Origin of the sequence: Micromonospora citrea, from assembly GCF_049629545.1 — a bacterium.
GTDB lineage: Bacteria > Actinomycetota > Actinomycetes > Mycobacteriales > Micromonosporaceae > Micromonospora > Micromonospora citrea_A.
Genome location: NZ_JBNADX010000029.1, coordinates 54,148 through 78,748 on the forward strand (window position 1 = coordinate 54,148; position 24,601 = coordinate 78,748).

The 24,601-nt window shown below is 71.3% G+C and carries 13 protein-coding genes and 1 pseudogene; 5 read left to right on the forward strand and 9 right to left on the reverse strand.

Annotated features, from left to right (window positions below; genetic code table 11):
• Window positions 1-56 precede the first annotated feature (56 nt).
• Both ACPFP2_RS25405 and ACPFP2_RS25410 read right to left on the reverse strand, forming a co-directional pair.
• Window positions 57-5,513 (reverse strand): carboxyl transferase domain-containing protein, encoded by a 5,457-nt coding sequence (locus ACPFP2_RS25405; RefSeq protein ID WP_424092104.1) that lies wholly within the window; start codon window positions 5,511-5,513, stop codon window positions 57-59.
• Window positions 5,514-5,679: 166 nt separating this feature from the next.
• The gene (locus ACPFP2_RS25410; RefSeq protein WP_424092106.1) at window positions 5,680-6,426 is read right to left on the reverse strand and encodes a phosphotransferase family protein; all 747 of its coding nucleotides are present in this window, start codon (window positions 6,424-6,426) and stop codon (window positions 5,680-5,682) included.
• Between the two features lie 158 nt (window positions 6,427-6,584).
• On the opposite strand from ACPFP2_RS25410, the gene ACPFP2_RS25415 reads away from it, so the two are divergent.
• Complete coding sequence (locus ACPFP2_RS25415; protein ID WP_424092108.1) at window positions 6,585-7,097, forward strand: hypothetical protein; 513 nt, start codon at window positions 6,585-6,587, stop codon at window positions 7,095-7,097.
• A 171-nt stretch (window positions 7,098-7,268) separates the two neighbouring features.
• On the opposite strand, the gene ACPFP2_RS25420 is transcribed toward ACPFP2_RS25415, so the two are convergent.
• Complete coding sequence (locus tag ACPFP2_RS25420) at window positions 7,269-7,913, reverse strand: dihydrofolate reductase family protein (RefSeq protein WP_424092110.1); 645 nt, start codon at window positions 7,911-7,913, stop codon at window positions 7,269-7,271.
• Between the two features lie 412 nt (window positions 7,914-8,325).
• Here ACPFP2_RS25420 and ACPFP2_RS25425 point away from each other — a divergent pair.
• A pseudogene (locus ACPFP2_RS25425) lies at window positions 8,326-10,642 on the forward strand (M4 family metallopeptidase).
• 182 nt (window positions 10,643-10,824) lie between these two features.
• Here ACPFP2_RS25425 and katG read toward each other — a convergent pair.
• The 4 genes from katG to ACPFP2_RS25445 form a co-directional block, all read right to left on the reverse strand.
• On the reverse strand, window positions 10,825-13,101 hold the full coding sequence (gene katG, locus ACPFP2_RS25430) for a catalase/peroxidase HPI (RefSeq protein WP_424092112.1): 2,277 nt from the start codon (window positions 13,099-13,101) through the stop codon (window positions 10,825-10,827).
• A complete protein-coding gene (locus tag ACPFP2_RS25435; RefSeq protein WP_424092114.1) occupies window positions 13,102-13,551 on the reverse strand; it encodes a Fur family transcriptional regulator in 450 nt (149 codons plus the stop codon). It abuts the gene before it with no gap.
• Window positions 13,552-13,809: 258 nt separating this feature from the next.
• Window positions 13,810-14,964 (reverse strand): hypothetical protein, encoded by a 1,155-nt coding sequence (locus ACPFP2_RS25440; protein WP_424092116.1) that lies wholly within the window; start codon window positions 14,962-14,964, stop codon window positions 13,810-13,812.
• 200 nt (window positions 14,965-15,164) lie between these two features.
• The gene (locus ACPFP2_RS25445) at window positions 15,165-16,067 is read right to left on the reverse strand and encodes a hypothetical protein (protein WP_424092131.1); all 903 of its coding nucleotides are present in this window, start codon (window positions 16,065-16,067) and stop codon (window positions 15,165-15,167) included.
• Here ACPFP2_RS25445 and ACPFP2_RS25450 point away from each other — a divergent pair.
• Together ACPFP2_RS25450 and ACPFP2_RS25455 are read left to right on the forward strand one after the other, a co-directional pair.
• Entirely contained in the window at window positions 15,958-17,046 is a 1,089-nt protein-coding gene (locus tag ACPFP2_RS25450; protein ID WP_424092127.1) for an MFS transporter, read from the forward strand. The two genes, ACPFP2_RS25445 and ACPFP2_RS25450, sit on opposite strands and share 110 nt — an antisense overlap.
• Before the next feature lie 192 nt (window positions 17,047-17,238).
• Window positions 17,239-17,628, forward strand: coding sequence for an OsmC family protein (locus tag ACPFP2_RS25455; protein ID WP_424092118.1), 390 nt, complete (start codon window positions 17,239-17,241; stop codon window positions 17,626-17,628).
• A gap of 91 nt (window positions 17,629-17,719) precedes the next feature.
• Here the strand turns inward: ACPFP2_RS25455 and ACPFP2_RS25460 are convergent, their stop codons facing one another.
• Window positions 17,720-19,273 carry a glycoside hydrolase family 43 protein gene (locus ACPFP2_RS25460; RefSeq protein ID WP_424092120.1) on the reverse strand — a complete coding sequence of 518 codons (1,554 nt, stop codon included), beginning with the start codon at window positions 19,271-19,273 and terminating at the stop codon, window positions 17,720-17,722.
• A gap of 340 nt (window positions 19,274-19,613) precedes the next feature.
• Window positions 19,614-20,906, reverse strand: a complete 1,293-nt coding sequence (locus tag ACPFP2_RS25465) for a cellulose binding domain-containing protein (protein WP_424092129.1) — start codon at window positions 20,904-20,906, stop codon at window positions 19,614-19,616.
• Between the two features lie 1,232 nt (window positions 20,907-22,138).
• Here ACPFP2_RS25465 and ACPFP2_RS25470 point away from each other — a divergent pair.
• Window positions 22,139-24,601: a non-reducing end alpha-L-arabinofuranosidase family hydrolase gene (locus tag ACPFP2_RS25470; RefSeq protein WP_424092122.1), complete on the forward strand. Its 2,463-nt coding sequence runs from the start codon at window positions 22,139-22,141 to the stop codon at window positions 24,599-24,601.

Below are 24,601 nucleotides of genomic sequence, written 5' to 3' on the forward strand. Positions count from 1 at the left end.
TCCGCACCGGAACCGAGGACCTGCTCGGCGTGGATCGTCCCCGCCCGGGCAGGGCGTCAGCCCAGGCGCGACTCGATGGCGTCGATGATGCGCGGACGCAGCTCGGCGGCGCGGATGACGGCGTCCACCGAGCCGACCTCGACCGCACGCTCGATGTTGTGCACCCGGTCGAACTCCGCGGCGACCTCACCGAGCTTCTCCGCACGCACCGAGGCGCGCAACTCGTCGAGTTCCGCGGTCAACGCGGCGCGTGTGGTGCCGGACGCGGCCGCGACGCGGGTCTCCAGGTCCCGCACCCGGGGGTCGGCCGCCGTGCGGGCGTTGACGTCGGCGGAGAACACCACCGCGGCGGCGGGGGCACCGCCGAGGACCGACGCGTACGAACCTTCCAGCGCGAGGACGGTCATGTTCGGGTTCAGCGCCTTGGAGAACACCACGAACGCCCCGCCGTGGTACCGCGAGATCACGCAGAAGACGATGGGCCCGCGGAAGTTGACGATCGCCCGGCCGATCTCGGCGCCGTACTCCAACTGCAGCTTGCGCATCGACTCCGGTGAGCCGTCGAAGCCGGACAGGTTCGCCAGCACCACCAGCGGCCGGTTGCCGCTGGCCGCGTTGATCGCCCGCGCGGCCTTCTTCGACGAGCGGGGGAATAACGTGCCCGCCGTGTAGGTGTCCGGGCCGTCGGTGGGCGGGAAGCCGCGCCGTGGCACGGCCCGCGACTCGATGCCGAGCAGGCAGACGGGGATGCCGCCGAGGTGTACGTCCTGCACCACCGCGGTCTCCGCGTCGGCCATGCCCGCCCAGCGCTCCAGCACCGGGTGGTCCTGGTCGGACAGCGCCCGCATCACGGTGCGGATGTCGAACGGCTTCTTGCGTTCCGGGTTGGCCTCGGCGGAGAAGATCTCGCCGACGGTGGCGAAGGCGCTGCCCGGCACGTCGTGCGGGAAGGTGCGGATGTCGCGGTCCACGGGGTCGGTGGTGCCGGCCCGCCGCGGCGCCTGCTCCCCCGGCGCGACGTACGTGTGGTCGTAGTGCGACATCAGCACGTCCCGCGCGCCGGGCAGGTTCGGCGCCCAGTACTGCGCCTGCCCGTTCGGCCCCATCACCCGGTCGTAGCCGCCGATGCCGAAGTTGTCCTCGGCGGACACCCCGCCGGAGAAATCGAGGGACTGCTTGCCGGTGAGCACCATCGCCGAGTCCGGGGTCATCACCAGGACGCCCCGGGTGTGCATGAGCATCGTCGCCTCGGCGTTCCAGTACGGCTGGGCGCCCACGTTGATGCCCGCGACGACGATGTTGATCTCACCGCCGGCCTGGGTGAACTCGACGATCCGCTTGAGCGCCGCGGCCACCCAGTCCATGTTCTCGGTGCCCGAGGTCATGGAGATCCGGGCCCCGGCGGACAGCGCCCACCACTCCAGCGGCACCCGCATCCGCTCCGCCAGGTCCAGCGCGGCGATCACGCGCCGGCACTCCGGCTCCGACAGTGCACCCAGCGACTTCGTCGGGTCGCCGAGCAGCACGACCCGGGTGACACCCTGCGGATGCCGCGCGGTCGGCGTGGTGAGCACCCCGGCGACGATGGCGGCGCTGTTGCGCCCCCGCGGCCGGTCCACCGGCACCAGCGCGTGGTGGTCGTCCAGGTCGTGCTCGACGAATTCGCCGAGCAGGCCGGTCAGCTCGTACGGGTACACCGTGTTGCGGCTGCTCGCGCGCAGCACCTTCAGCCGGTACTCGTCGAGCGGCTCGACGGGCTCGACCGGCGGCTCGCCGACGGTCAGGGTGGCGCCGCCCGCGGCGTCGAAGGAGATCCGTACGGCGATCTTGGTCAGCTCGCCGGTCCGGCGGTCGCGCTGCCGCGCGATGAACAGGATCTCCTCCAGCCCGGCGCCCGCGGTCGTCGGGCGCACGCGCCCGGCGATCATCTCCATCTCCTCGCGGGTGAGCTCACTCGGCGGCCAGACGTAGATCACGATCCGGTTGGTGGTGAAGCGCGTCTTCGACGGTCGCCGCGACTGGGCGCGGCGGATCGAGTCGAGGCAGGCGGCGACGGTGTCCTCGGTGGTCGGCAGCGCGACCAGCCGACCGTCCTGCTCGCGCAGTTCGGTCAGGTCCCGCACCTGGGCGAACGCCACGAGGCGCTCGTCGGACCGGTTCTCCCGGGCCACGCATTGGAAGAGGTAGACCTCCTCGTCCGCCGACGGCAGCCGGGTCAGGTCGAACTTGTGCAGCCGCTCCAGCTGCATCCGCTGCGCGATGTACGGGTGCAGGCCGCGGATCAGCCGGTCCTCGGTGACCCCCGTGTCCGACGGGCGGAAGGTGAAGTGGTGGTGCATCACCGCGCCGCCGCGACCCGCGACGGTGGCGGTGAGCCGGCGCACGCGCGGCAGCGGGTGCGCGGAGATGACCTCGAGCAGCGCGGCGGCCATCGCGTCGAAGTCCTCCGGCTGGTCCTCCCAGCCGAGGTAGATGTCGGCGTCGACGGCGTCACCGTCGCCGGCCAGCTCGGCGAGCCCGCGCAGCGCGCTGCCCAGCGCGTCGAAGCTCACCGCGGTGGAGACCACGTTGGAGTCCACCCGCTCGGCGACCACGAACCGGCAGCCGGCGACCTCGTGGGCACGCACCTCGGTGAGGGCCTTGTTGCCGTAGTACCGGCGGGTCAGCACCTCCAGCATCACCGTGTTGTCGAGGTGGTCGCGCACGAGCCGCTGGCCGAGCAGTCGGACCAACGGCTCGGTGCTGCGGACCATCTCCGCGATGCGCTCAGCGCGGTCCGGCGCGTCCGGGTGCGCGTCCAGGTGGCGAAGGTGGCTGCGGACCTGGGCGTAGACGCGGGCGCGGTTGCGGCGCAGCAGCGGCTGGGCGAACCAGGCGAACACCACGCCGCGGGCGAGGTCGGCGACCACCGGGAAGCGGACCTGCGTCGCGGCCACCAGCCGCTCCAGCGCGAGGCCCGCGGGCTCGCGCAGCGTCTCGTCCGGCGGCGGCTCCCGCAGCCAGGCGCGCAGCAGCGTCGCGACGACCGTGGCGTCGGCGGACGCACGTTGCTGGGCGAGGAAGATCCGGAACACGGCGGCTTCCAGCTCGGCGGAGCGCTCCAGGTCGGTGACCCCGTAGTGCCCGAGCGCCTTGGCGAGCCGGGCCTGGAACGACGCGGGCAGGCCGGCCCGTTCGATGTCGAGGCTCTGCAGGTACGTGTGGAAGTACTCGCGGGCGCTGTAGACGTGCCCGTCGCCGTCCTCGCCCGTCGGCCGGTTGCGGCTCAGCTCGGTGAGGTCGGCGAACACGGTGACCAGGTCGAGTTCCTCGGCCAGGAGCCGGTGGCCGTCCTCGGTGGCCGCCCGCCGCGCGGTGAGGTAGTCGTCGAGCACCCGACGGTCGTCGTGCGGGTCGACGTCGAAGCCGAGCAGCAGGCCGCGCAGGTCCTCCTGGCCGCGCCGGCTGCGCCGGTACGCCGGAACGTCCTGGGACGCGGCCGGCAGGTCCAGCTCGACGGCGACGGCGGCCGGGCCGCTCGCGGTCTCGGCGGACCCGTCGGTGAGTGGCTCCAGCCGCAGCAACGGCGCACCGGCCTCCACCTGGCTGCCCACGGAGACGGCGCACTCCTTCAGCCGCGCCCGGAACGGCGCCCGCAGCACCGTCTCCATCTTCATGGCTTCGAGCACCAGCACCGGCGCGCCCGCCTCGACCTCGTCGCCGACCTCCAGTGGCGTGGCCACCACCAGCGCGGGCATGGGGGAACGCAGGACACCGCCCTCATCGCGGCTGACCCGGTGCGTCACACCGTCCACCTCGACCAGGTGGGTGGGCCCGTGGGTGCCGGTGAGCAGGCGGTACCGGGAGTCGTTGACGACGATGTGGCCGGTGTGCTGGTCGAAGCGGTCGAGCTCGACGTCGGCGGTGTGTACGGCGGAGCCGGCTTCGATGCCGACGCGGAACCGGTACGCGCCGACCCGCGCCACGCGCATGCGGTAGGTGAAGCCGCGCAGCTTGAGGTCGAGCGGCCGGCCGCTGCGGTGCTGCACCTGCGGGCGCCCGCCGGACGCCGTCGACAGCAGCCGCTGCCGTTCGACGCGCTCCTCCTCCTCGTACGCCTCGATGGCGGCGGCGACCAGCGCGACCGCGGAGTGCCGGTGCGCGACGAGCCGGCCCTCGCCCCGCACGCGGTCGATCCAGCCGGTGTCCGCGCTGGCGTCGATCACCTCGGGCTGGTCGAGCAGGTCGAGCACGAAGCTCTTGTTGGTCGCCCCACCCTCGATGATCACCGTGGTGTTCGCCATCGCCCGGCGCAGCTTGCCGAGCGCCTCGTCGCGGTCGCGGCCGTACGCGATGATCTTGGCGATCATCGAGTCGAAGTTGGCCGGGATGGTGTCACCCTCGCTGACGCCGGTGTCCACCCGGATCCCCGGGCCGCTGGGCAGGTCCAGCCGCGCGATCCGACCCGGCGACGGCGCGAAGTCGCGGTCGGGGTCCTCGGCGTTGAGCCGGGCCTCGATGGCGTGCCCGCGCTCCGCCGGCGGCTCGCCCACGAGTCGCCCACCGGAGGCGACGTGCAGCTGCGCCTTGACGAGGTCGAATCCGGTGGTCAGTTCGGTGATCGGGTGCTCGACCTGCAGGCGGGTGTTGACCTCGAGGAACGCGAACACCTGATCGCCCGGGTGGTACAGGAACTCCACGGTCGCGGCGCCCCGGTAGCCGACCGCCAGGGCCAGCCGTTCGGCCGACGCCTTGAGCTCGGCCGCCTGAGCCGGGCTGAGCACCGGCGACGCCGACTCCTCGATGACCTTCTGGTTGCGTCGCTGCACCGAGCAGTCGCGGACACCGAGCGCCCACGCGGTGCCCTGCCCGTCGGCGATCACCTGGACCTCGACGTGCCGGGCCCCGGTGACCAGGCGCTCCAGGAACACGACGCCACTGCCGAACGCCCGCGCCGCCTCCTGGCTGGTGCGCTCGTACGCGTCGACGAGCTCGTCGGCGTTCCTGATCACGCGGATGCCGCGCCCACCGCCGCCGGCAGTCGCCTTGAGCATCAGCGGGTAGCCGATCTCGGCCGCCGCCGTCCGCGCGGCGTCCACGGTCGAGACGGCGCCGCGGCTCCACGGCGCGACCGGCACACCGACCTCCTCGGCGATCAGCTTCGCGCCGATCTTGTCGCCGAGCTGGCGCATGGCCTCCGCGCTCGGCCCGACGAAGGTGACCCCGATCTTCTCGCACAGCTCCGCGAACGCCGGATCCTCGGCGACGAAACCCCAGCCGACCCACGCGGCGTCGGCCCCGGTCTCGGTCAGCGCGCGCTCCAGCGTCACCAGGTTCAGGTACGGACGGGCGGACGCCGGACCGAGATCGTAGGCGATGTCCGCCGCACGCACGAAGGTCGCGGTGCGGTCGACGTCGGTGTACAGGGCGACAGTCTCGATCGGGACGCCGGTCTCCGCAGCCAACTCCCGGACTGCGTGGATGAGCCGCATGGCAGCCTCGCCACGGTTGACGATGGCGACACGGTTGAACACCCGATTGACCCCTTTTGGTAGATCTTTGGCGTGCACGCCGTGAGACGATGACTCCCGGCAGTGGCTACCCTTCCGCCTGTCGACCGGATGCGCCAGGGTGCACTCACCGAACCACCCACCCGTCATTTGTAGGAAACCACCAAAAGTCTTTGGTCCCCGTGCGGCCTCACATCCGGGATCTCAGCACGTCGACCTCACAGCCCGGCGCGAAGGCATCGAAGCCGTGCTCGAGCAGCCAGCGAACGGCCAGCAGGCTCCGCAACGACCACCACGCGTGGATCACGTCGAGGTCGATGTCGCTGCCGTAGCCGGCGATGACGTCGTCGAGGTGCTCCTCGTGTCCGAGCGTGAAGGTGGCGAGGTCGTACAGGGCATCGCCCTGGCCCGCCTCGGACCAGTCGATGATGCCGGTGACCTCGTCGCCGTCGACGAAGACGTGCGCGATCTGCAGGTCACCGTGGGTGAACGCCGGAGTCCACGGCCGCAGCGCGGCCTCGGCGACCTGGCGGTTGCGGGTGACGAGGTCGGCGGGCAGGACGCCGTTCGCCACGAGCAACTCGCACTCGTCGTCGAGTTCCGCCGCCAACGCGACCACACTCCGCCCGGCCCGACCCGGCAGGGGCGGCAGCGGCGCGTCGTGCAGCTTCCGGATGGCGGCGCCCGCCGCGGCCCACGCCGCCGGCGACCCGGTCGACGGCCCACCGAGGCGCCCGAGCGTCGTCCCCGGCACTGCGGCGATCGCGAGCACGGGCGGCTTGCGCCACAGGACCTGCGGGGTCGGGACCGGCGCGAGGGACATCGCCTCGACCTCGACGTCGATACGCCCCTGATCGGCGTCCACCTTCAAGAACACGTCACCGACGCGCAGGGTCGCGCGCTCCGAATGGGCCACGACGACCTCGACCTCATCCATGGCCGACCAGTATCCCGGCAAGGATCGCCGACGTCGCCACATTTGCCGCATGCGGTCAGCCCGGTGCCCGGGTGGTGGCACAGGGCCGCACCTGCGGGTGACCTCTGCCGGCGCGGAACCGTCTGGGCAAGCCGGCGGATTGCGCCCAGGATGGGTGCGTGACCGTCGTTCGTGGCCTTGCCTTCGACGCATCCCGTGCCCTCGAAGCCATCACGGCCCTCCTGACCGGACCAGTGCCGTCCCCGGGCAACCCGACCGTGATCGACTCCGACCCGTGCACCGGCGAATGGGTGGCGACCCGCGCCGCCGGCTTCGTGCTCGCTCCGCTGTGGGAGGGGCCGGACCTCACCGGCCTGCGCGACCCGGAATGGACCGAGCAGCTCGAAGCCGGCGACCGACACCTGGCTGCCTTGACGGGGACGTTGGACGGGCAGTGGGGCCCGCACCGCGTCCTCACCATCGACCACCTCATCCGCAACCCGCAGGCGGAGCGTCCGCCGGTCCACGCGGCGTTGCTGCGTCAGGACCTCTACGGCGACCTGCACGTCTGGGCGCCCGACCAGGCGGGAGGCCGACGCCTCGCGGTCGTCCTCGGGCACAGCGACGGCGACCAACCCCTCACGATCGCCGCGCTGGTCGCCGCCGGCCCCCTTCCCGAACTACCCGTCTGACCGCCGAGCTGCGGCTCTCTCGGACGACAGTCGAGGTCGCCCGCCGTCGCGGGCGGCAGGCCGCCGGCCAGCGGCGACCCTCGGGCGAAGGCACCTCGTCACGGCGTCGGCAGTTCGAGGTGTCGAGGCGGTGACGCAGTACCGAACCGACCCACCTGGCGCGGAGCGGCTTCAGTCGTCGCGTCCGGCACCGCGATCGGGCGCGCTCATGTCCCCCGTCCCGGGCGTGCCCTCGGCGAGCCCGTAGCGCAGGTACACAGTGCCCTTCGGGCCGGCCACCGGCGGTTCGAGGAGTGTGACGTTCGTGGGCACCGCGCCACCGTCGAACACCTTCTTCCCGACACCGAGCACGATCGGGTACACCCAGAGGTCGAGACGGTCGAAGAGCTTCTCGCGCAGGAGGGTCTGCACCAGGTTCAAGCTCCCGACCACCTTCACGTGCTCGTGCCGGTCACGGATCTCGCGCACCGCGCCGACCAGATCCCCGCCGAGCTGGGTGGAACCGGCCCACGACAGGTCGGGCCTGCCACGGGACGCCACGTACTTCGGGACGCTGTTGAACAGCCTGGCGATCTCGTTGTCCGCCCCGCCCTGCTGGTGCGGCCAGTAGGCGGCGAAGATGTCGTACGTCCGCCGGCCGAGCAGGAGCGCGTCCGTGCCCTCGTACGCCGCACCGACCTGCGCGCCGGTGACCTCGTCCAGCAGGGGCGCCTGCCATCCGCCGAACGGGAACCCCAGCGGGTCCTCGTCCGGCCTGCCGGGTGACTGCCCGACGAGGTCGAGGGTCGCGAATAGCTCGATGTGGATGAGGCCCATGCCTTACTCCCGATGAATCGGTGGTCCCGGTCGCCAGGTAGACCTGTGGACGCAGGCAGACTCATCGCTGCGCCGGCACCCAGCTCTGCAAGCAGGCGCCACTGTATGGGGGTTCTTCGGTCCCCGCGCACCACCGCGTCGGCAGTGGCTGCTCCTTTCCGGGTGCCGGCGGTCGCGAAGAACCGGCCGCTGACCACGATCGACTTTGCCGAATCTTGGCAACCCCGAGGGTCCTGCCGCCCGCGCGTTGACCCGAGGGATCGGCGAATGTGAACGTCTCATGGCTCGGGCGTGAACGTGCCGAGCCGACCGGCGAACCCCTCACTCCGCCGCGCCGGCACGGCAGTCGTCGCGTCCGGGTGTCCTCACAACCCCCATCGCGCACGTCCTGCTGCGCACACGAGGAGTCACCATGAGACGCAGATCCGGCACAGCCGGGCTCGCGCTGGCCGTCGTCGCCGCCGTGGCGACCGCCGCCCCGGCCGCCTCGGCCGCCCCGTCGCCGTCGCCCGCCCCGGTGAGTCCGCAGTCGCGGGCACTCGCCGCCGCCGACCAGGCCGCCGCGAGCGGCCTGGACTCCCTGGCGAAGGGTCCCTACGAACGGTACGACCGGCAGATCGTGACGCCCTGGGTGAACGGGCTCTACTCGGTCGGCTACGAGCGCACCTACCGCGGTCTGCCCGTCGTCGGCGGGGACGCCGTCGTGCTGGCGGACGGGCAGGGCCGGGTCCGCGCCGCGCAGGGTGCCACCTCCGCCCGGATCGCCGTGGCGACCACCCCGACGGTCAGCGGTGACGCGGCCGAGGCCACCGCCCGCAAGCAGCTGACGACGGTCGACAGCGTCGACTCCCGGCGCCTCGTGGTGCACGTGCGCGACGACGTCGCCCGCCTGGCCTGGGAGATCGTCCTGACCGGCGCGACCGGCAGCGGGGAGAGCCGCCCGCACGTCTTCGTCGACGCCAGGACCGGCGCGCTGCTCGCCACGAACGACGACGTCAAGCACGGCACGGGCACCGGCAAGTGGAACGGTCCGAACCCGCTGAGTATCGACACGACGTCCTCCGCCGGCACGTACTCGATGCGTGACCCGGGCCGTCCCAACCTGTCCTGCGCCGACTACAGCACCGGCACGGTGTTCTCCGGCTCCGACGACAACTGGGGCAACGGGGTCGGGACCAACAAGGAGACCGGCTGCGTCGACGCCATGTTCGCGGCACAGAAGGAATGGGACATGCTCCGCGACTGGCTGGGCCGCAACGGGCACGACGGCAACGGCGGCAGCTTCCAGACCCGGGTCGGGCTGAGCCAGGTCAACGCCACCTGAACGGCAGCCGGGTCTCCATCGGCTACAACAACGACCGGAACTGGATCTCGTCGCTGGACGTCGTCGCCCACGAGTACGGGCACGCGATCGACCAGTACAGCCCGGGTGGGGCCTCCAGTGACGAGCTGGGCGAGTTCGTCTCGGACGTCTTCGGCGCCCTCACCGAGGCGTACGTGAACGAGCCGGCGCCGTACGACACGCCGGACTTCCTCGTCGGCGAGACCATCAACCTGGTCGGCGACGGCCCGATCCGCAACATGTACAACCCGTCGGCGCTGGGCGACCCGAACTGCTACAGCTCCTCGATTCCCGGCACCGAGACGCACGCGGCGGCCGGTCCCGGTAACCACTGGTTCTACCTGCTCTCCGAGGGCACGAACCCGGGCAACGGCAAGCCGAGCAGCACGACCTGCAACAACACCACGCTGACCGGGGTGGGCATCCAGACCGCCGGCAAGATCTTCTACGGCGGCATGCTGCTCAAGACCTCGAACATGAACTACCTGCGGTTCCGGACCGCGACGCTGACCGCGGCGAAGAACCTGGACCCGACCTGCAACCTGTACAACAAGACCAAGGCGGCGTGGAACGCGGTGAGCGTCCCGGCGCAGACCGCCGACCCGACCTGCACCGGCACCCCGGGCAACGACTTCTCGCTGTCGGGCAGCCCGGCGTCCGGCTCGGTGCAGCCGGGCGGCTCGACCAGCGCGACGGTCGGCACCACGACCACCAGCGGCAGCGCCCAGACGGTCGGCCTGTCCGCCTCGGGCGCGCCGAGCGGAGTGACGGTCGGCTTCAGCCCGTCCTCGGTGCAGTCCGGATCGTCCGCGACGATGACGGTGGCCGCGTCCTCGGCGGCCGCACCCGGCACCTACACCATCACGGCGACCGGGACCGGCTCCACCACGCACACCACGACGTACACCTGACGGTGACCGGTACGGGTGGCTGCTCGGGTGGTCAGTTGATCGGTAACGGAGGTTTCGAGTCGGGTTCGGCGCCGTGGACGGCGTCGTCGGGTGTGATCACCAGCTCGTCGAGTCAGCCGGCACGGACCGGGTCGTACAAGGCGTGGCTGGACGGGTACGGCAGCGCGCACACGGACACGCTGTCGCAGTCGGTGAGCATTCCGGCGGGGTGCGGCAGTTACACCCTGTCGTTCTGGCTGCACATCGACACGGCGGAGACGACGTCGTCGACGGCGTACGACAGGCTGACCGTCCAGGTCGGGTCCACGACGGTGGCGACGTACTCGAACCTGAACGCGGCGGCCGGCTACGTGCAGCGCACCTTCAACGTGGGCTCGTACGCCGGGCAGACGGTGACGGTCAAGTTCACCGGTGTGGAGGACTCGTCCCTGCAGACCAGCTTCGTCATCGACGACGTGACCCTGCAGGCCAGCTAGGCGACACACGGGTGGGGCGGGCGCCGTGCCCACCCCACCCGTGCTCGCTTGACAGGGCAGGCCCGCCGTGCCGGCGTCTGTCAGCGAGCGGCAGGCGGCCGTCCAGTCAGCGGTCGGCCTGCTGAGCGCCGAGCCCCGGCCGATCCGTCAGCGATCGACCGGGGCTCGTGTGCCGGACCGGATCAGGCGAGGTCGAACCGGTCGAGCTCCATGACCTTGGTCCAGGCCGCGACGAAGTCGGTGACGAACTTGTCGCGGGCGTCCTGACTGGCGTAGACCTCGGCGAGGGCCCGCAGCTGGGAGTTGGAGCCGAAGATGAGGTCGACCGCGGTGGCGGTCCACCGCACCTCGTCGGTGGCCAGGTCGCGGATCTCGTACACGTGCTCGTCGGACTCCGACGCCTTCCACCGGGTGCCCGGGGAGAGCAGGTTGGTGAAGAAGTCGTTGGTGAGCACGCCGGGCCGGTCGGTGAGCACCCCGTGCGCCGTGCCGCCGACGTTGTTGCCGAGGGCACGCAGGCCGCCGACGAGGACGGTCATCTCCGGCGCGGTCAGGTTGAGCATGTACGCACGGTCGACGAGCAGCACCTCTGGCTGGGTCTTCTCGCCCGGCCGCAGGTAGTTGCGGAACCCGTCGGCACGGGGCTCCATGACCCGGAACGACTCGACGTCGGTCTGCTCCTGGGTGGCGTCGGTACGACCCGGCCGGAACGGCACGGTGACCTCGACACCGGCGTCCCGCGCCGCCTTCTCCACCGCGGCCGAGCCGGCCAGCACGATCAGGTCCGCGAGCGAGATCTGCGCACCCCCGGCGGCGTTGAACTCCCGCTGGATGCCCTCCAGCGTCGCGAGCACCGTGGCGAGCTGCTCGGGCTGGTTGACCTCCCAGCCACGCTGCGGCTCGAGACGGATCCGCGCGCCGTTGGCGCCACCGCGCTTGTCGGTGGACCGGAAGCTGGCGGCGGAGGCCCAGGCGGTGGAGACCAGCTGAGCGACGGTGAGACCCGACTGAAGGACCTTCGCCTTGAGGGCGGCGACGTCGGCGTCACCCACGAGCTCGTGGTCGACGGCCGGCACCGGGTCCTGCCACAGCTGGGGCTGCGGCACCCACGGCCCGAGGAAGCGGCTGACCGGACCCATGTCGCGGTGCAGCAGCTTGTACCAGGCCTTGGCGAAGGCCAGCGCGAACTCGTCGGGGTTCTCCAGGAAGCGGCGCGAGATCTTCTCGTACGCCGGGTCGACGCGCAGCGACAGGTCGGTGGTGAGCATCGTCGGCCGGTGCTTCTTCGCCGGGTCGTGGGCGTCCGGAATGATCGCCTCGGCGTCCTTGGCGACCCACTGCTTCGCGCCACCGGGGCTCGTGGTGAGCTCCCACTCGTAGCCGAAGAGGATCTCGAAGAAGCGGTTGCTCCACTGGGTCGGCCGGTCGGTCCACGTCACCTCGAGGCCGCTGGTGATCGTGTCCGCGCCCTTGCCGCTGCCGTAGGTGCTCAGCCAGCCCAGGCCCTGCGCCTCCAGCGGGGCGGCCTCGGGCTCCGGGCCCACGTGATCGTCGGCGACGCCGGCGCCGTGGGTCTTGCCGAAGGTGTGGCCGCCCGCGATGAGAGCGACGGTCTCCTCGTCGTTCATCGCCATCCGGGCGAAGGTCTCCCGGATGAAGTGCGCCGCCGCGAGCGGGTCGGCGTTGCCGTTCGGGCCCTCCGGGTTGACGTAGATCAGACCCATCTCGGTGGCCCCGACGTCGGTCGCCATCTCCTTCTCGGAGACGTAGCGCTCGTCGCCGAGCCAGGTGTCCTCCGGGCCCCAGAAGATCTCCTCGGGCTCCCAGACGTCCTCGCGGCCGAAGCCGAAGCCGAAGGTCTTGAAGCCCATCGACTCCAGGGCCACGTTGCCGGCGAGCACCAGCAGGTCGGCCCAGGAGATCTTTTGGCCGTACTTCTGCTTGACCGGCCAGAGCAGCCGGCGGGCCTTGTCCAGGTTGGCGTTGTCCGGCCAGCTGTTGAGCGGGGCGAACCGCTGCCCGCCGTCGCCGGCGCCGCCACGGCCGTCATGGATCCGGTAGGTGCCCGCGGCGTGCCAGCTCATCCGGATCATCAGGCCGCCGTAGTGGCCGAAGTCGGCCGGCCACCAGTCCTGGGACGTGGTGAGGACCTCGGTGATGTCGCGCTTGAGGGCGTCGACGTCGAGCTTGGCGAACTCCGCGGCGTAGCGGAAGCCCTCCCCCAGCGGGTTGACCTTCGAGGAGTGGGCGTGCAGCACCGACAGGTCGAGCTGATTGGGCCACCAGTCCCGGTTGGTGCGCGGTCGACCGCCGGTCTTCGGGGTCGGCGAGTCGATCGCCGGGTTCTCGCTCTCGCTGCCGTGTGCGGTCACGGAGTCGTGCGCGACCGGACAGCCGGCCGCTGCCTTCTTGTCCACGCCCTGGGCGCTAAAGGGGGCGTTGTCCTCGATGTCGCTCATCTACTTCCTTCCGGACTGGCGGATCTCTGGGAGGTGCTCGGTCGCGCAGTCGGTGCAGGTGCCCCAGAAGACGACCTCCGCCTCGTCGACCGCGAACCCGTGGTCGTCGGAGGCGGTGAGACAGGGGGCCTCGCCGACAGCGCAGTCGACGTCGGCGATCGTGCCGCAGGAGCGGCACACGACATGGTGGTGGTTGTCCCCCACCCGGGACTCGTAGCGGGCGGTCGCGCCGGCGGGCTGGATGCGCCGCACCAGACCCGCGGCGGTGAGCGCCCGCAGCACGTCGTACACCGCCTGGTGGGAGACGGTGGGCTGGTCCGCCCGCACCAGGGCGATCACCGTGTCGGTGTCGACGTGCGGGTGGTCGCGCAGCGCTGCCAGCACCGCCAGCCGGGGGCGGGTGACGCGCAACGAGACCGCTCGCAGCTGAGCCTCGAGGTCTGAGGTCATACGGCGAATCTAGCCAGTTTTCTGGAATGAATCAAGTTTTTGCCGAGCCGGTCGGCCACCGGAGCACCCCGTGGCCCGGCCCTCAGGGTGAGCAGCTTCGCCCGCACGGTCCAAGCATGACGTCTCCGGGCTGTGGGGGTGACGAAGTCGCGTCATCGCCCGGGGCGCCTACCGGTCGGCAACCGTGCGTGCCCCTCGCGCCGGCCACGGCGTCCGGCCGGTCGGGACGCGCCTCGCCCACCCTCGACCATCGGAAGGTCACGGGGTACGCGGGCCGATGCCGTTCTTCGGCGAGGGCGCGACCAGCAGACCGACCTGGTGACCGATGAACCGGTAGGCGACCTGGCCGGACGACCAGAGCAGCCAGCCCCGGTCGGCCTCGGCGATCTTCCGCCCGTCGGCGTGCCCGACGCTGCTGAACAGCACCCAGCTCCCCGACACCGACTCGACCGTGAGGACGTCGCCGGTCACTCCGGTCTGCGCGACGTCGTCGGGCAGCGCGTCCCGACGTTCCCGCGCCATCGACTCGCTGGGGAAGAAGACCGCCACGAGGTGCACCACGGCGTCGCTGTCGTCGGTGGTCCAGGTTCCCTCCACGGTACGCAGGCAGCCGTCGAGGAGCCCCTCGTCGGGGAGCACTCCGGCACAGCCAGGCTGGTCCCGGGCCGCCGTCCGGGTCAGGGTGTCCCCGGCGACGGTGAAGGTCCGCTCCGGAAGCGCCTGCGCGGCGGTCACCGGTACCGGGTCGACCCGGCCGAGCGCCACGCCGAGCATCGCCACGCAGGCGCCGATGGTCGTGAGCGACGACCAGACCTCCGGCAGCACCACACTCCGTTTCGCCGCCAGCAGGCTGACCACGAGCAGGGCGACCACGCCGGCACCGACGCCGACGCCGGCCCAGGTGATGCCGGTGGCCAGCGCGTCCGAGCCGGGGCCGTCGACCAGTTCGTCGAGGGAGCTGCCCCGCCCGGGCACGAAGAGCAGCCCGGCCACGGCGAGGGGAACGGCGAGGCCGATGCCGGCGATCCGGGCCGGCCGGTTCAGCCGGGACCAGAAGGCGACGTACGTCACCACCAGGAGAAACGGCAGGGCGATGAGCAGCCAGCCCGCCACCGCCATGGCCGGGCCGGTGCAGCCGCTGGTCGCGCAGGCCCGCTCCTGGATCCAGGCCCGCCCCTCGTCACCGAGGACCACCTGCGCCACGAGGTGACCGATGAATCCCAGCGGGAACAGGCCGACGAGCCAGTGGCCGGCGCGCCGGGCCGGTCTCGCCGCGTCGGCCGGCGGCCGGGCGGCGGTGTCGTCCCTGTCCCGCTCCACCGCCGCGTTCGCCCGTCCCTGCTCGACGCGCTCGCGCTCGGCGCGGGCCTGGGCGTCCACGATCAGGTCGCCCGATCTGTTGGTGCTGCGCATGGCGGCCAGGTTAGGACACGGGCACACGTTCGTCGGCGCGGTGGCGGGTGCGCGGGTGGCCGGTGGGTGGCACTCACCTCGGCGTGGGAGCGCCGGCGCGCTCCGTCGTGCCTTCCGGTCGGGGCGTTCCTCGGCTCGGCTCTGCAGGCGGTGAACGAGGCTTCGGGTGCTGCCCTTGACCTCGCCCGCCGGATCGGCAGTCAGCGCAGGGCGGTGTGGGTGTCGGTGAGGAAGCGGTCGCGGTCGTCGCCGTGGGCGATCGCCGCGTTGTAGACGGCGTCGATCGCGGCGACCAGCGGATCGTCGTTCGCCAGTGCGAGCAGGGCGGGGAACGCGGCTGCCTGCTGGAGCACCCCGGTGACGCGACGTGTGCCCAGCGCTGCCGTGGCCAGGTGGAGCGTGATGGTGGTGTGCGGCACCTCGGGATCGGACAGCAGCCGCTGGAACGCGACGGCGCCGCCCTGCTCGGTGAAGGAACGGGGCAGTGGCGTGTCGGCCTCGGCGGCGGCGAGCGCGTCGGCGATCCACCCGATCTGCTCCAGCCCGGCCACCCGCATCGCGTGGCGGGCCGCCCAGCAGGCTGCCTCGCGTCGGCGGGCAGCGGGCAGCGCGTCGATACGGTCGAGCAACGGGCGGTCGATCCGGGCCAGGGACCGCGCCTGACTGGGGAGTCCGCGCAGACGGTCCGGCGGTGGCGCACCTCCCCACTGCTCGGCGTCGCGCTCGGCCTGCCGGCGACGGGCCTTCTCGGCCAGCGCGGTCGCCTCGGCGGCCTGCCCCCGCAAGGTCTCCATCCACGGATGCGACCCGGAGCTGTCGAGCAGATGGTCCCAGATGAGGCCGACGGCGAAGGCGTGCCGGCCCAGCACACCCTCGTGCCGTAGCGTGACGCCGTCGGGTCCGGACGTCAGCCGCACGGTACTCGGCTCGTCGTTCGTCAGCGTGGCCAACGGCTGCGGGAAGATCGGCTCGTCGGCGGTGGCCCACGACCACGTGAGAGTCCCGCCGTCGACCCGCTCCAGCCGGACCGCCAGGTCACCGGCGGGCAGCACGCTGCTCGGGCGTCTCTCCGACCGGTACGGCCGACGGCCCGTCCTGCTCACCTCGCTGACCTGCCTCGGCGTCGACTGGCTGGCCCATGCGATGTCCCCCAGCCCGTGGACCCTCTTGGTGTTCCACGCTCTCGCCGGCGCCTGCGCGGGAACGTACACCGTGGTCAACGCGTACATCGCGGACGTCACGGAACCCGATTCGCGGGCTCGCGCGTACGGCTCGATCGGCGCCGAGTTCGGGCTCGGCTTCGTCGCCGGCCCGACCATGGGCGGCCTGCTCGGCACCGTCGACGTACGCCTGCCGTTCTTCGCCGCGGCCGCGCTGTCCATCGCCAACGTCGCCTACGGCTGGTTCGTCCTGCCCGAGTCGCGGCCCGGCGACCGGACGACCCCGCTGAACCTGCGGATGGCGAACCCGGTCGGTTCCCTCGCCGCCGTCCTGCGCCGGCCGGTGCTCGGACGGCTCGCGTACGCCCGCCTCTGCGCCGACGTCGCCCGCATGACCCACCAGTCGACGTGGACGTTCTTCCTCACGTACCAGTTCTCCTGGAACACCGCGCAGGTCGGCGTCGTGATGGCGGCCAGCGCGCTCGCCGGCGCGGTCTTCCAGGCCCGGGCCGTCGGCCCGGTCGTCCGCCTGCTCGGCGACAAGCGCGCCGCGGTGGCCGGCAGCCTGCTCGGCGCCGCCTCACTGCTGGGAACGGCGTTCGCGTCCGTGCCGTGGATCCTCTACGTCCTGCAGGCGGTCGGCGTGCTCGGCTCACTCGCGGGTGCGGCCGCGCAATCGTGGGTCTCTCGCAGCGTCCGGGCCGACGAGCAGGGCACCGTGCAGGGGGCGCTGACCGGAATCGGCGCCGTTGCGGAGACCGTGGTGCCCGTTGCGGCCGGCGCGGCGTTCGGCTGGTTGCTGGCGTACGCCTCACCGGGTCTGGTCTTCGTCGGTGCGGCCGCCTGCGCGGCCTTGTCGGCGCTCCTGCTGGCCGCGACGCCCGAGACCGCCGCCACCTCACCCGACGGCGCGGCGGGCTGACCGGTGTCGAGACGGCCGCCGAGATCACCGAAACGGCACCCCGGCCTGGACGTGGCGCTCATCGGCAGGCGGAGTCGGTTCCGATCGCCGGGCCCGACCAGCAGATGCGGTTGTCTCGGCATCTGGTGGTGATGCTGGTGACGGATGACAATGAGCCGGTCGGGTGAGGTGTAGCGGACAGGGGGCAACCCGATGGAGCAGTTCGCAGTTGTGGTGGGCGCCGGCTCGTTCAGATCCGACGACGGTGGTGCGGTCCGGTTCCCACACCGGTGGACCGCTGAGGGTGTCACGGTCCAGGCGGACTTCACCGGGGCCCACCTGTTGCACCTCGCTGCGGCCGGATGCGTCCTGAACGACATGTACCGGGAGGCAGGCGAGCTCGGCATCCGCATCGACGGGGTACGGGTATCGGCTCAGGGAGGTTTCGACGCGCAGACGTGGACATCGAGCGGCATCACCTACCAGGTCGAGCTGAACTCACCCGCGTCCGTCGAGGAGCTTGCCGTGCTGCTGGACCGCGTCGACGATGTCGCCGAGATCCCGCGGGCGATCCGCGCCGGAACCACGGTACGGAGAAGCTGACCCGGCCACCTGGTCCGTGAAGCGCACACCGATCGAGCCGGCAGCGGGCCCCACGACCATGGCCTGAGATGCGCGTCGGCACCGGCGATCGTCACTGCTCGTCAGCTCGGGGCTCGTAGTCGAACCAGTCGAAGGCGGGGCTGCCGGCGGCGGCGTACATTCCGATGACTCGGCCGGTGAAGCCACCGGCGACCTCGGTCGACAGGTAACGGCCGTCGAGTGCCGCCAGCTCGACGAACGTGCCGTCGCGTTGCTCGATCCCGAACCGGAGCACGTCGGGCCCCTTGCCGGGGTACCAGTCCTCGGTCGACGTACTGAGCACCTCGACGCGCAGCAGCACCGGGCCGGCCGCGACCGGCCGGGTGGCCACCGTCGCCAGGACCGATCCGATCCGCGCGACGACCCGCACCTCGCCGTCGCCCGCCTCGATCTCGTAGTGGTGCCGCTCGTCGAGGCGTACCGCGAGGCCGCCGCGCCCGCCGCCCGGGTCGACCGACGTCCGGACCCGACACGACAGATGCTGCTGGCGGCGACCGACGAAGGTGACGTCAGGGGCGTCCAGCGACGCACCGCGCGCCCGTAGCGTGAGCCACCCCGGGCGCTGCGTCAGCGAGCAGTCACCGGCCGGCCGGGAGCGTACCGAGAGCCACCGCGGATGCAGACTTCCGGCGTCGAAGTCGTCGCGCACGGGTGCCGGCGGCAGCGGACGCGCCGGCCACGTCGGCGCGGTCATGACCGGCTCGACCTTACCCACCACCGGCCACCCGTCGACCCAGGTGACCGGCGCCAGGAAGGTCTCCCGGCCGAGCACGTGCCAGCCGGGGGTACCGCCCTGCGGACGTACCCCGAGCAGGACCATCCACCACGACCCGTCGGCGGCCTCGACGAGGTCCGCGTGACCGGTGTTCTGCACCGGACGGTTCGTACCCCGGTGGGTCAGGATCGGGTTGGCCGGACACGGCTCGTACGGGCCGTCGGGTGCCGTCGCGCGGGCGATCGACACGGCATGACCGCGTTCGGTGCCACCCTCGGCGATCAGGAGATACCAGTAGCCGCCGACCCGGTACAGGTGCGGTGCCTCCGGCGCCTGCGCCCCCGGCGCACCGGACCACAACCGGCGTGGCCGGCCGAGGACCCGCCCGGTCCACGGGTCGATGCGCACCTGTTCGATCCCGGCGTAGGTGCACCAGCAGGTGCCCTCGTCGTCCCAGGCGAGGTCGGGATCGATCCCGGCGACGTCGGGTGCCCGGACCGGGTCCGACCAGGGGCCGGCAGGATCCGTTGCGGTGCAGATCAGGGTGCCGCCACCGGCGGCGACATTGGTGACGATCAACCAGAAGCGCCCGTCGTGGTGCCGCAACGTCGGCGCGTACACGCCCCCGGACGGCGGCGTCGTCGGCGGCAGGACCAGCTGGCTCGGCCGGTCCAGCACGTTGCCGATCTGCTCCCAGTGCACCAGGTCCCGACTGTGGAAGACGGGCACCCCGGGAAAGTACTCGAAGCTGGAACAGGCCAGGTAGTAGTCGTCGCCGACCCGGCAGACGCTCGGGTCCGGGTGCAGACCGGGGAGCACCGGGTTGACGAACGCGCCGCCGGCCCCACCGCGCGTGCCGGTCGGCGCCGTGTCACTGCCGGCCACGGTCATCCGCTGCCTCCCGGAGGTCGAGATGCCGTCCGACACGTACGGTCCGGACGGCGGCCGGATGCCCGCGTCGCCCGGCGCTGCCTACCGTGTCAGGTCGGGCCGGCATCCGAAAGGGCCGTCCCGCCCACCGGCACGCCGTACCACCGCGGCCGGGCCGGCCCGTACGACGCGGCTCGACCGGCCGGCTCCGAGTCCCACTCCGGCTGTCACAATCGTGGCCGACCACCATCACGCTGGGAGTCCTTCGGCGTACCTCGGATCGAAGGCCCGACCGGATGTCCCGGCCTGCCGCCCTGCGGGCCCGGAGCCGGGTGGCTCCGGGCCCTGGCCCTGCCATTGCTCAGGGGCTGGTGCAGGTGATGTTGCCGGGCGCGGTGGCCCCGTCGCCGGTGGCGGTGAACCCGAAGGTGGTCGAGGCGTTCGCGCCCACCGTGCCGTTGTAGGGGGCGTTCTTGACGCTGACGTTGCCGGTGGTGCCCGTGTTGGTGCCGTTCCAGAGGCTGCTGATCGTCTGGCCACTGGCCAGGGTCAGACGTACGGTCCAGCCGTTGATCGTGGTGGCGGTGTTGTTGGCCACGGTGACCTCACCTTGGAAGCCGCCGGGCCAACTGTTGACCGTCCGGTAGGTGGCGGCGCAGATGCCCGGCTCGCCGGTCGGCGGAGGCGTGGTCGGCGGAGGCGTGGTCGGCGGCGCGGTCGTGGGGGGCGTGGTGGATTCGAACTGGGTGAAGAACCTCCAGATCTCCCCCGACGTCCAGGTCCTGGAGTCGTTGGGACTGGACGATCCGTCGACCGGACTGGGGGTGTGGTCTCCGTCGAAGGCGGCCCACTGCACGGGATAACCGGCTCGGCAGCCCGAGTAGGTGGTGGTGATGTGGGTGAGGCTGCCTCGGCTCGGCTCGCGCGGGGTCTGCGCGGTGCAGCCGTTGTTCCTGACGAACGTGTCGCGCAGTGACCGGCCCATGGAGATGTTCAGCACGCTGTCGTAGGTGCCGTGGATGCCGAAGTAGGCGACGGGTTGGGTACCGCCGTTGCATCCGCTGAGGTTGGCGCCGGATATGACGGTGACCGCCCGGACGACGGTGGGCCGAGCACAGGCCACCGCATAGCTCATGGCCCCGCCGTAGCTCCAACCGAGCGCGAAGCGCTGGCTCGTGTCGACGCAGAGGTCATTCTCGATCTGCCGGGAAATGTCGTCGAAGAGGGTCAGGTCCCGACCGTTGGTGTTGGCCCAACCGGCGTCGATGCCCTGGGGCGCGACGAAGATCGTGCTGTTGTTCGACAGCGGCGCGAGCCCGTAGTAGCCGGCCGAGGCCACGTTGTTGGCCGAACCGTTCAGCCAGTGGAAGCCGAAGATCAGCCGGTAGGGGTGGTTCCTGTCGTATCCGTCCGGGATTCGCAGGATGTAGCTGCGGTTCTGTCCGCCGCTCTGAATCGTGCGTGTCCCGCTGGTGAGCGTGGGGGCCTTGCCGCAGCCCGCGGTCGTCGCGAGGGTGCCGTTCGTCGCGGCCACCGCCGCTTCGCGGAGGTCGCCGCCGAGCGCGCCGCCGACGGTCGCCGCGAGGACGACCGCTGCGGCTGCGATGGATGAGAGAAGGTGTCGATGTCTGACCATTGCGAGGCTCCTTGCCATTGGTCGTCTCGTGCGGGTGGTGCTGCGCGACGTCGACCCGGTGACCGCCGGCCACACCCTGCCGACCAGCCGCTTGCGGATGACGACTCGCGCTCCGCCTCCCTCGCCGTCAGCTCGCCGCGAGCGCGACGACGGCCGGGCCGGCGGACGGGTCAGTGCGGTGGTGCCGAACTTCTCCGGTGCTGCCTCGTGGCGGCATGGCGACGTCCCTTCGGTTGCGGGCCGGCATGCTCCTGCCGGCCGGTGCGGCGTACACAGGTGGCGTGCGGGCCGTCCGCCGGTGCCGGGGTCGCCCTGCGACAGGACGTAGGGAGCTGGGCGTACGGCCGGACCGAGGTCGTCCGGCGACGGCCTGCGTCGCCTGGGATCGGCGGAACGGCCCGGACTGGCCATCGACGGGCGAGGCGGGAGGGAGCGCCCTCGCACGCCTTGCCGATCGACTGGGGTGGCGGGGAGCGTGCCCTTCGCTCCCGCGGCGGAAAGATAGCATGTTATCGATAACATGTTCAACCGGGCGAGTTGCGGGCACGGCCACGGCGGACCGGCGGGGCCGGCCGCGAGCACACCGGCCACCCGGCATGCCACAGGCCCCGGCCCGACGCCGAGGGGCGACCGGGCCGAGCCGCGCAGGCAGGGCTTCATGCCCTGACCACCCGGGACAGCACCCGCCCGGCGGCACGGCTGATCACCAGGTTCACCACCAGGCGACTGACGACGGATCACGCGCGAGCCGCGACCCCGCCGAAGGCCGACCCGAGTCCGGAGTAGAGCCTTCGACCCTTCCCACTCCGGAACCCTCGAAACTATCGCTTGATTATCGCGCAACTTTCTGAAAATCTGGGGTCATCTATGAGATGTGATCGCTAACAGAGCTGTGCCCAGGCTGTCGAACCCGCAGCGGGCCTGCCCACCGGTGACACCCGCCTCGACCATGCCAAGAGCCACGAGCGGGGCGGCGCTCTGCCCCGACGATCAACCCACAACCCCGGGAGGTGCTCGCGTCGGTCAGTTGGAGAGAGTCCACCGCCGTAGCCACCACCAGGCCCACCGCGGCGACTGGACCGCTCACCGCAAGCCCTACCCGGACGTCTCACGGACAGCTGGCTCCCCACCCGGTGCCTGAAGGGCCGGCGTCGCCGGGCGACCGCGAAGCGCGGCCGCCGTGGCCGGCACCGGCATCGAGGCGAGCTTGCGGCCGCTTCCTGATGGAAATTCCCTATTGGAGGTTCAGTATGGTTTCCCCAAGCCGTCCCCCTGGGCGTCGACTTCGAACGCTCTCGTTCTCCGGAATCGCCGTGGTCGTCGCGGCTCTGACCGTGTCTCTTCTTCCCAATCTCGCCCAGGCCGCCGAGACGACCCTGGGTGCGGCCGCGGCCCAGTCAGGTCGGTATTTCGGGGCCGCGGTCGCCGCGAACAGGCTCAGCGACGGCACGTACGTGACGATCTTGAACCGGGAGTTCAACAGTGTGACTCCCGAGAACGAGATGAAGATCGACGCGACCGAGCCGCAGCAGAACCAGTTCACGTTCACCAATGCGGACCGGATCGTCAACCATGCCCTCGGCCGGGGGATGAAGGTGCGCGGCCACACCCTGGCCTGGCACTCCCAGCAGCCCGGCTGGATGCAGGGCATGGAGGGCGCTTCGCTGCGCTCGGCGATGCTGAACCACGTCACCCGGGTCGCCACCTACTACCGCGGCAAGATCGACTCCTGGGACGTGGTGAACGAGGCGTTCGAGGACGGGTCCAGCGGCGCCCGCCGCAATTCCAACCTCCAGCGCACCGGCAACGACTGGATCGAGGCCGCCTTCCGCGCCGCCGACGCGGCCGACCCGGGCGCCAAGCTCTGCTACAACGACTACAACACCGACAACTGGACGCACGCCAAGACCCAGGCCGTCTACCGGATGGTCCAGGACTTCAAGAACCGTGGCGTGCCGATCGACTGCGTCGGCTTCCAGTCGCACTTCAACAGCGGCTCGCCGTACCCGAGCAACTACCGCACCACGCTGTCGAGCTTCGCCGCGCTCGGCGTCGACGTCCAGATCACCGAGTTGGACATCGAGGGCTCCGGCAGCACCCAGGCCAACACGTACCGCAACGTGGTCAACGACTGCCTCGCCGTCGCCCGGTGCAACGGCATCACCGTCTGGGGCATCCGGGACACCGACTCCTGGCGGGCCAGCGGCACGCCGCTGCTCTTCGACGGCAACGGCAACAAGAAGCCGGCATACGACGCGACCCTGAGCGCGCTGAACAGCGTCAGCCCCACCCCCACTCCCACCTCGACCACGCCGCCGCCGACGCCCGGCCCCATCGACGTGACCGCGTGGTACGAGGTGGTCAACCGCAACAGCGGCAAGCGGCTGGACGTGTGCGGGATCTCGACCGCCGACGGCGCCTGCATCCAGCAGTACACCGCGTCGGGCGGAGCGAACCAGCAGTGGCAGTTCGTCGACTCGGGTGGCGGCTACTACCGGCTGCGGGCCCGGCACTCCGGAAAGGTGCTCGACGTCCACAACTGGTCGACCGCGGACAGCGCGGCGATCGTGCAGTGGAGCGACCACAACGGGGCCAACCAGCAGTTCCGGGTCGTCGACTCGGGCGGCTACGTCAAGTTGATCAACCGCAACAGCGGCAAGGCCGTCGAGGTGCAGGGCGCCTCCACCGCCGATGGGGGCAGCATCGTGCAGTACACCGACTGGAACGGGGCGAACCAGCAGTGGCAGTTGGTCCGGGTCGGTGGACCCACCACCTCGCCCACACCGACGCCGACGCCGACCGGGACGTGTGACCTGCCGTCGACGTACCGCTGGTCGTCGACGGGGCCGCTGGCGCAGCCGAAGTCGGGGTGGGTCTCGCTCAAGGACTTCACCCACGCCCCCTACAACGGCCGGCATCTCGTCTACGCCACGACGCACGACACGGGCACGAGGTGGGGCTCGATGAACTTCGGCCTCTTCACGAACTGGTCCGACATGGCCTCGGCCAGCCAGAACACGATGCCTTTCTCCGCCGTCGCACCGACCCTCTTCTACTTCGCCCCGAAGAACATCTGGGTGCTCGCCTACCAGTGGGGCGGGACCGCCTTCTCCTACCGGACGTCGAGCGACCCCAGCAATGTGAACAGTTGGTCGTCGCAGCAGACGCTGTTCACCGGAAGCATCTCCAACTCCGGCACCGGCCCCATCGACCAGGCACTCATCGGTGACGACACGAACATGTACCTGTTCTTCGCCGGCGACAACGGCCGCATCTACCGGGCCACCATGCCCATCGGCAACTTCCCGGGCAACTTCGGCTCGTCCTACACGACCATCATGACCGACACCACGAACAACCTGTTCGAAGCCGTCCAGGTCTACAAACTCGAAGGCGAGAACCGATACCTCATGCTCGTCGAGGCCATCGGCTCGCAGGGCCGCTACTTCCGCTCCTTCACCGCCACCAACCTGGGCGGTACGTGGACCCCGCAGGCCGCCACCGAGAACAACCCCTTCGCCGGCAAGACCAACAGCAGCGCCACCTGGACCAACGACATCAGCCACGGCGAACTCATCCGCACCAACCCCGACCAGACCATGACCGTCAACGCCTGCAACCTGCAACTGCTCTACCAGGGACGCTCCCCCAACTCCGGCGGCGACTACGGCCTCCTGCCCTACCGACCGGGACTGCTCACCCTGCAACGCTGA

Bases quoted from the DNA above. Each gene is read 5' to 3' on its own strand.
- ACPFP2_RS25460 (WP_424092120.1), bottom strand. From the start codon at position 19,273: ATGACCGTGGCCGGCAGTGACACGGCGCCGACCGGCACGCGCGGTGGG.
- ACPFP2_RS25465 (WP_424092129.1), bottom strand. From the start codon at position 20,906: ATGGCAAGGAGCCTCGCAATGGTCAGACATCGACACCTTCTCTCATCC.
- ACPFP2_RS25435 (WP_424092114.1), bottom strand. From the start codon at position 13,551: ATGACCTCAGACCTCGAGGCTCAGCTGCGAGCGGTCTCGTTGCGCGTC.
- ACPFP2_RS25440 (WP_424092116.1), bottom strand. From the start codon at position 14,964: ATGCGCAGCACCAACAGATCGGGCGACCTGATCGTGGACGCCCAGGCC.
- katG (WP_424092112.1), bottom strand. From the start codon at position 13,101: ATGAGCGACATCGAGGACAACGCCCCCTTTAGCGCCCAGGGCGTGGAC.
- ACPFP2_RS25420 (WP_424092110.1), bottom strand. From the start codon at position 7,913: ATGGGCCTCATCCACATCGAGCTATTCGCGACCCTCGACCTCGTCGGG.
- ACPFP2_RS25470 (WP_424092122.1), top strand. From the start codon at position 22,139: ATGGTTTCCCCAAGCCGTCCCCCTGGGCGTCGACTTCGAACGCTCTCG.
- ACPFP2_RS25455 (WP_424092118.1), top strand. From the start codon at position 17,239: ATGGAGCAGTTCGCAGTTGTGGTGGGCGCCGGCTCGTTCAGATCCGAC.
- ACPFP2_RS25410 (WP_424092106.1), bottom strand. From the start codon at position 6,426: ATGGATGAGGTCGAGGTCGTCGTGGCCCATTCGGAGCGCGCGACCCTG.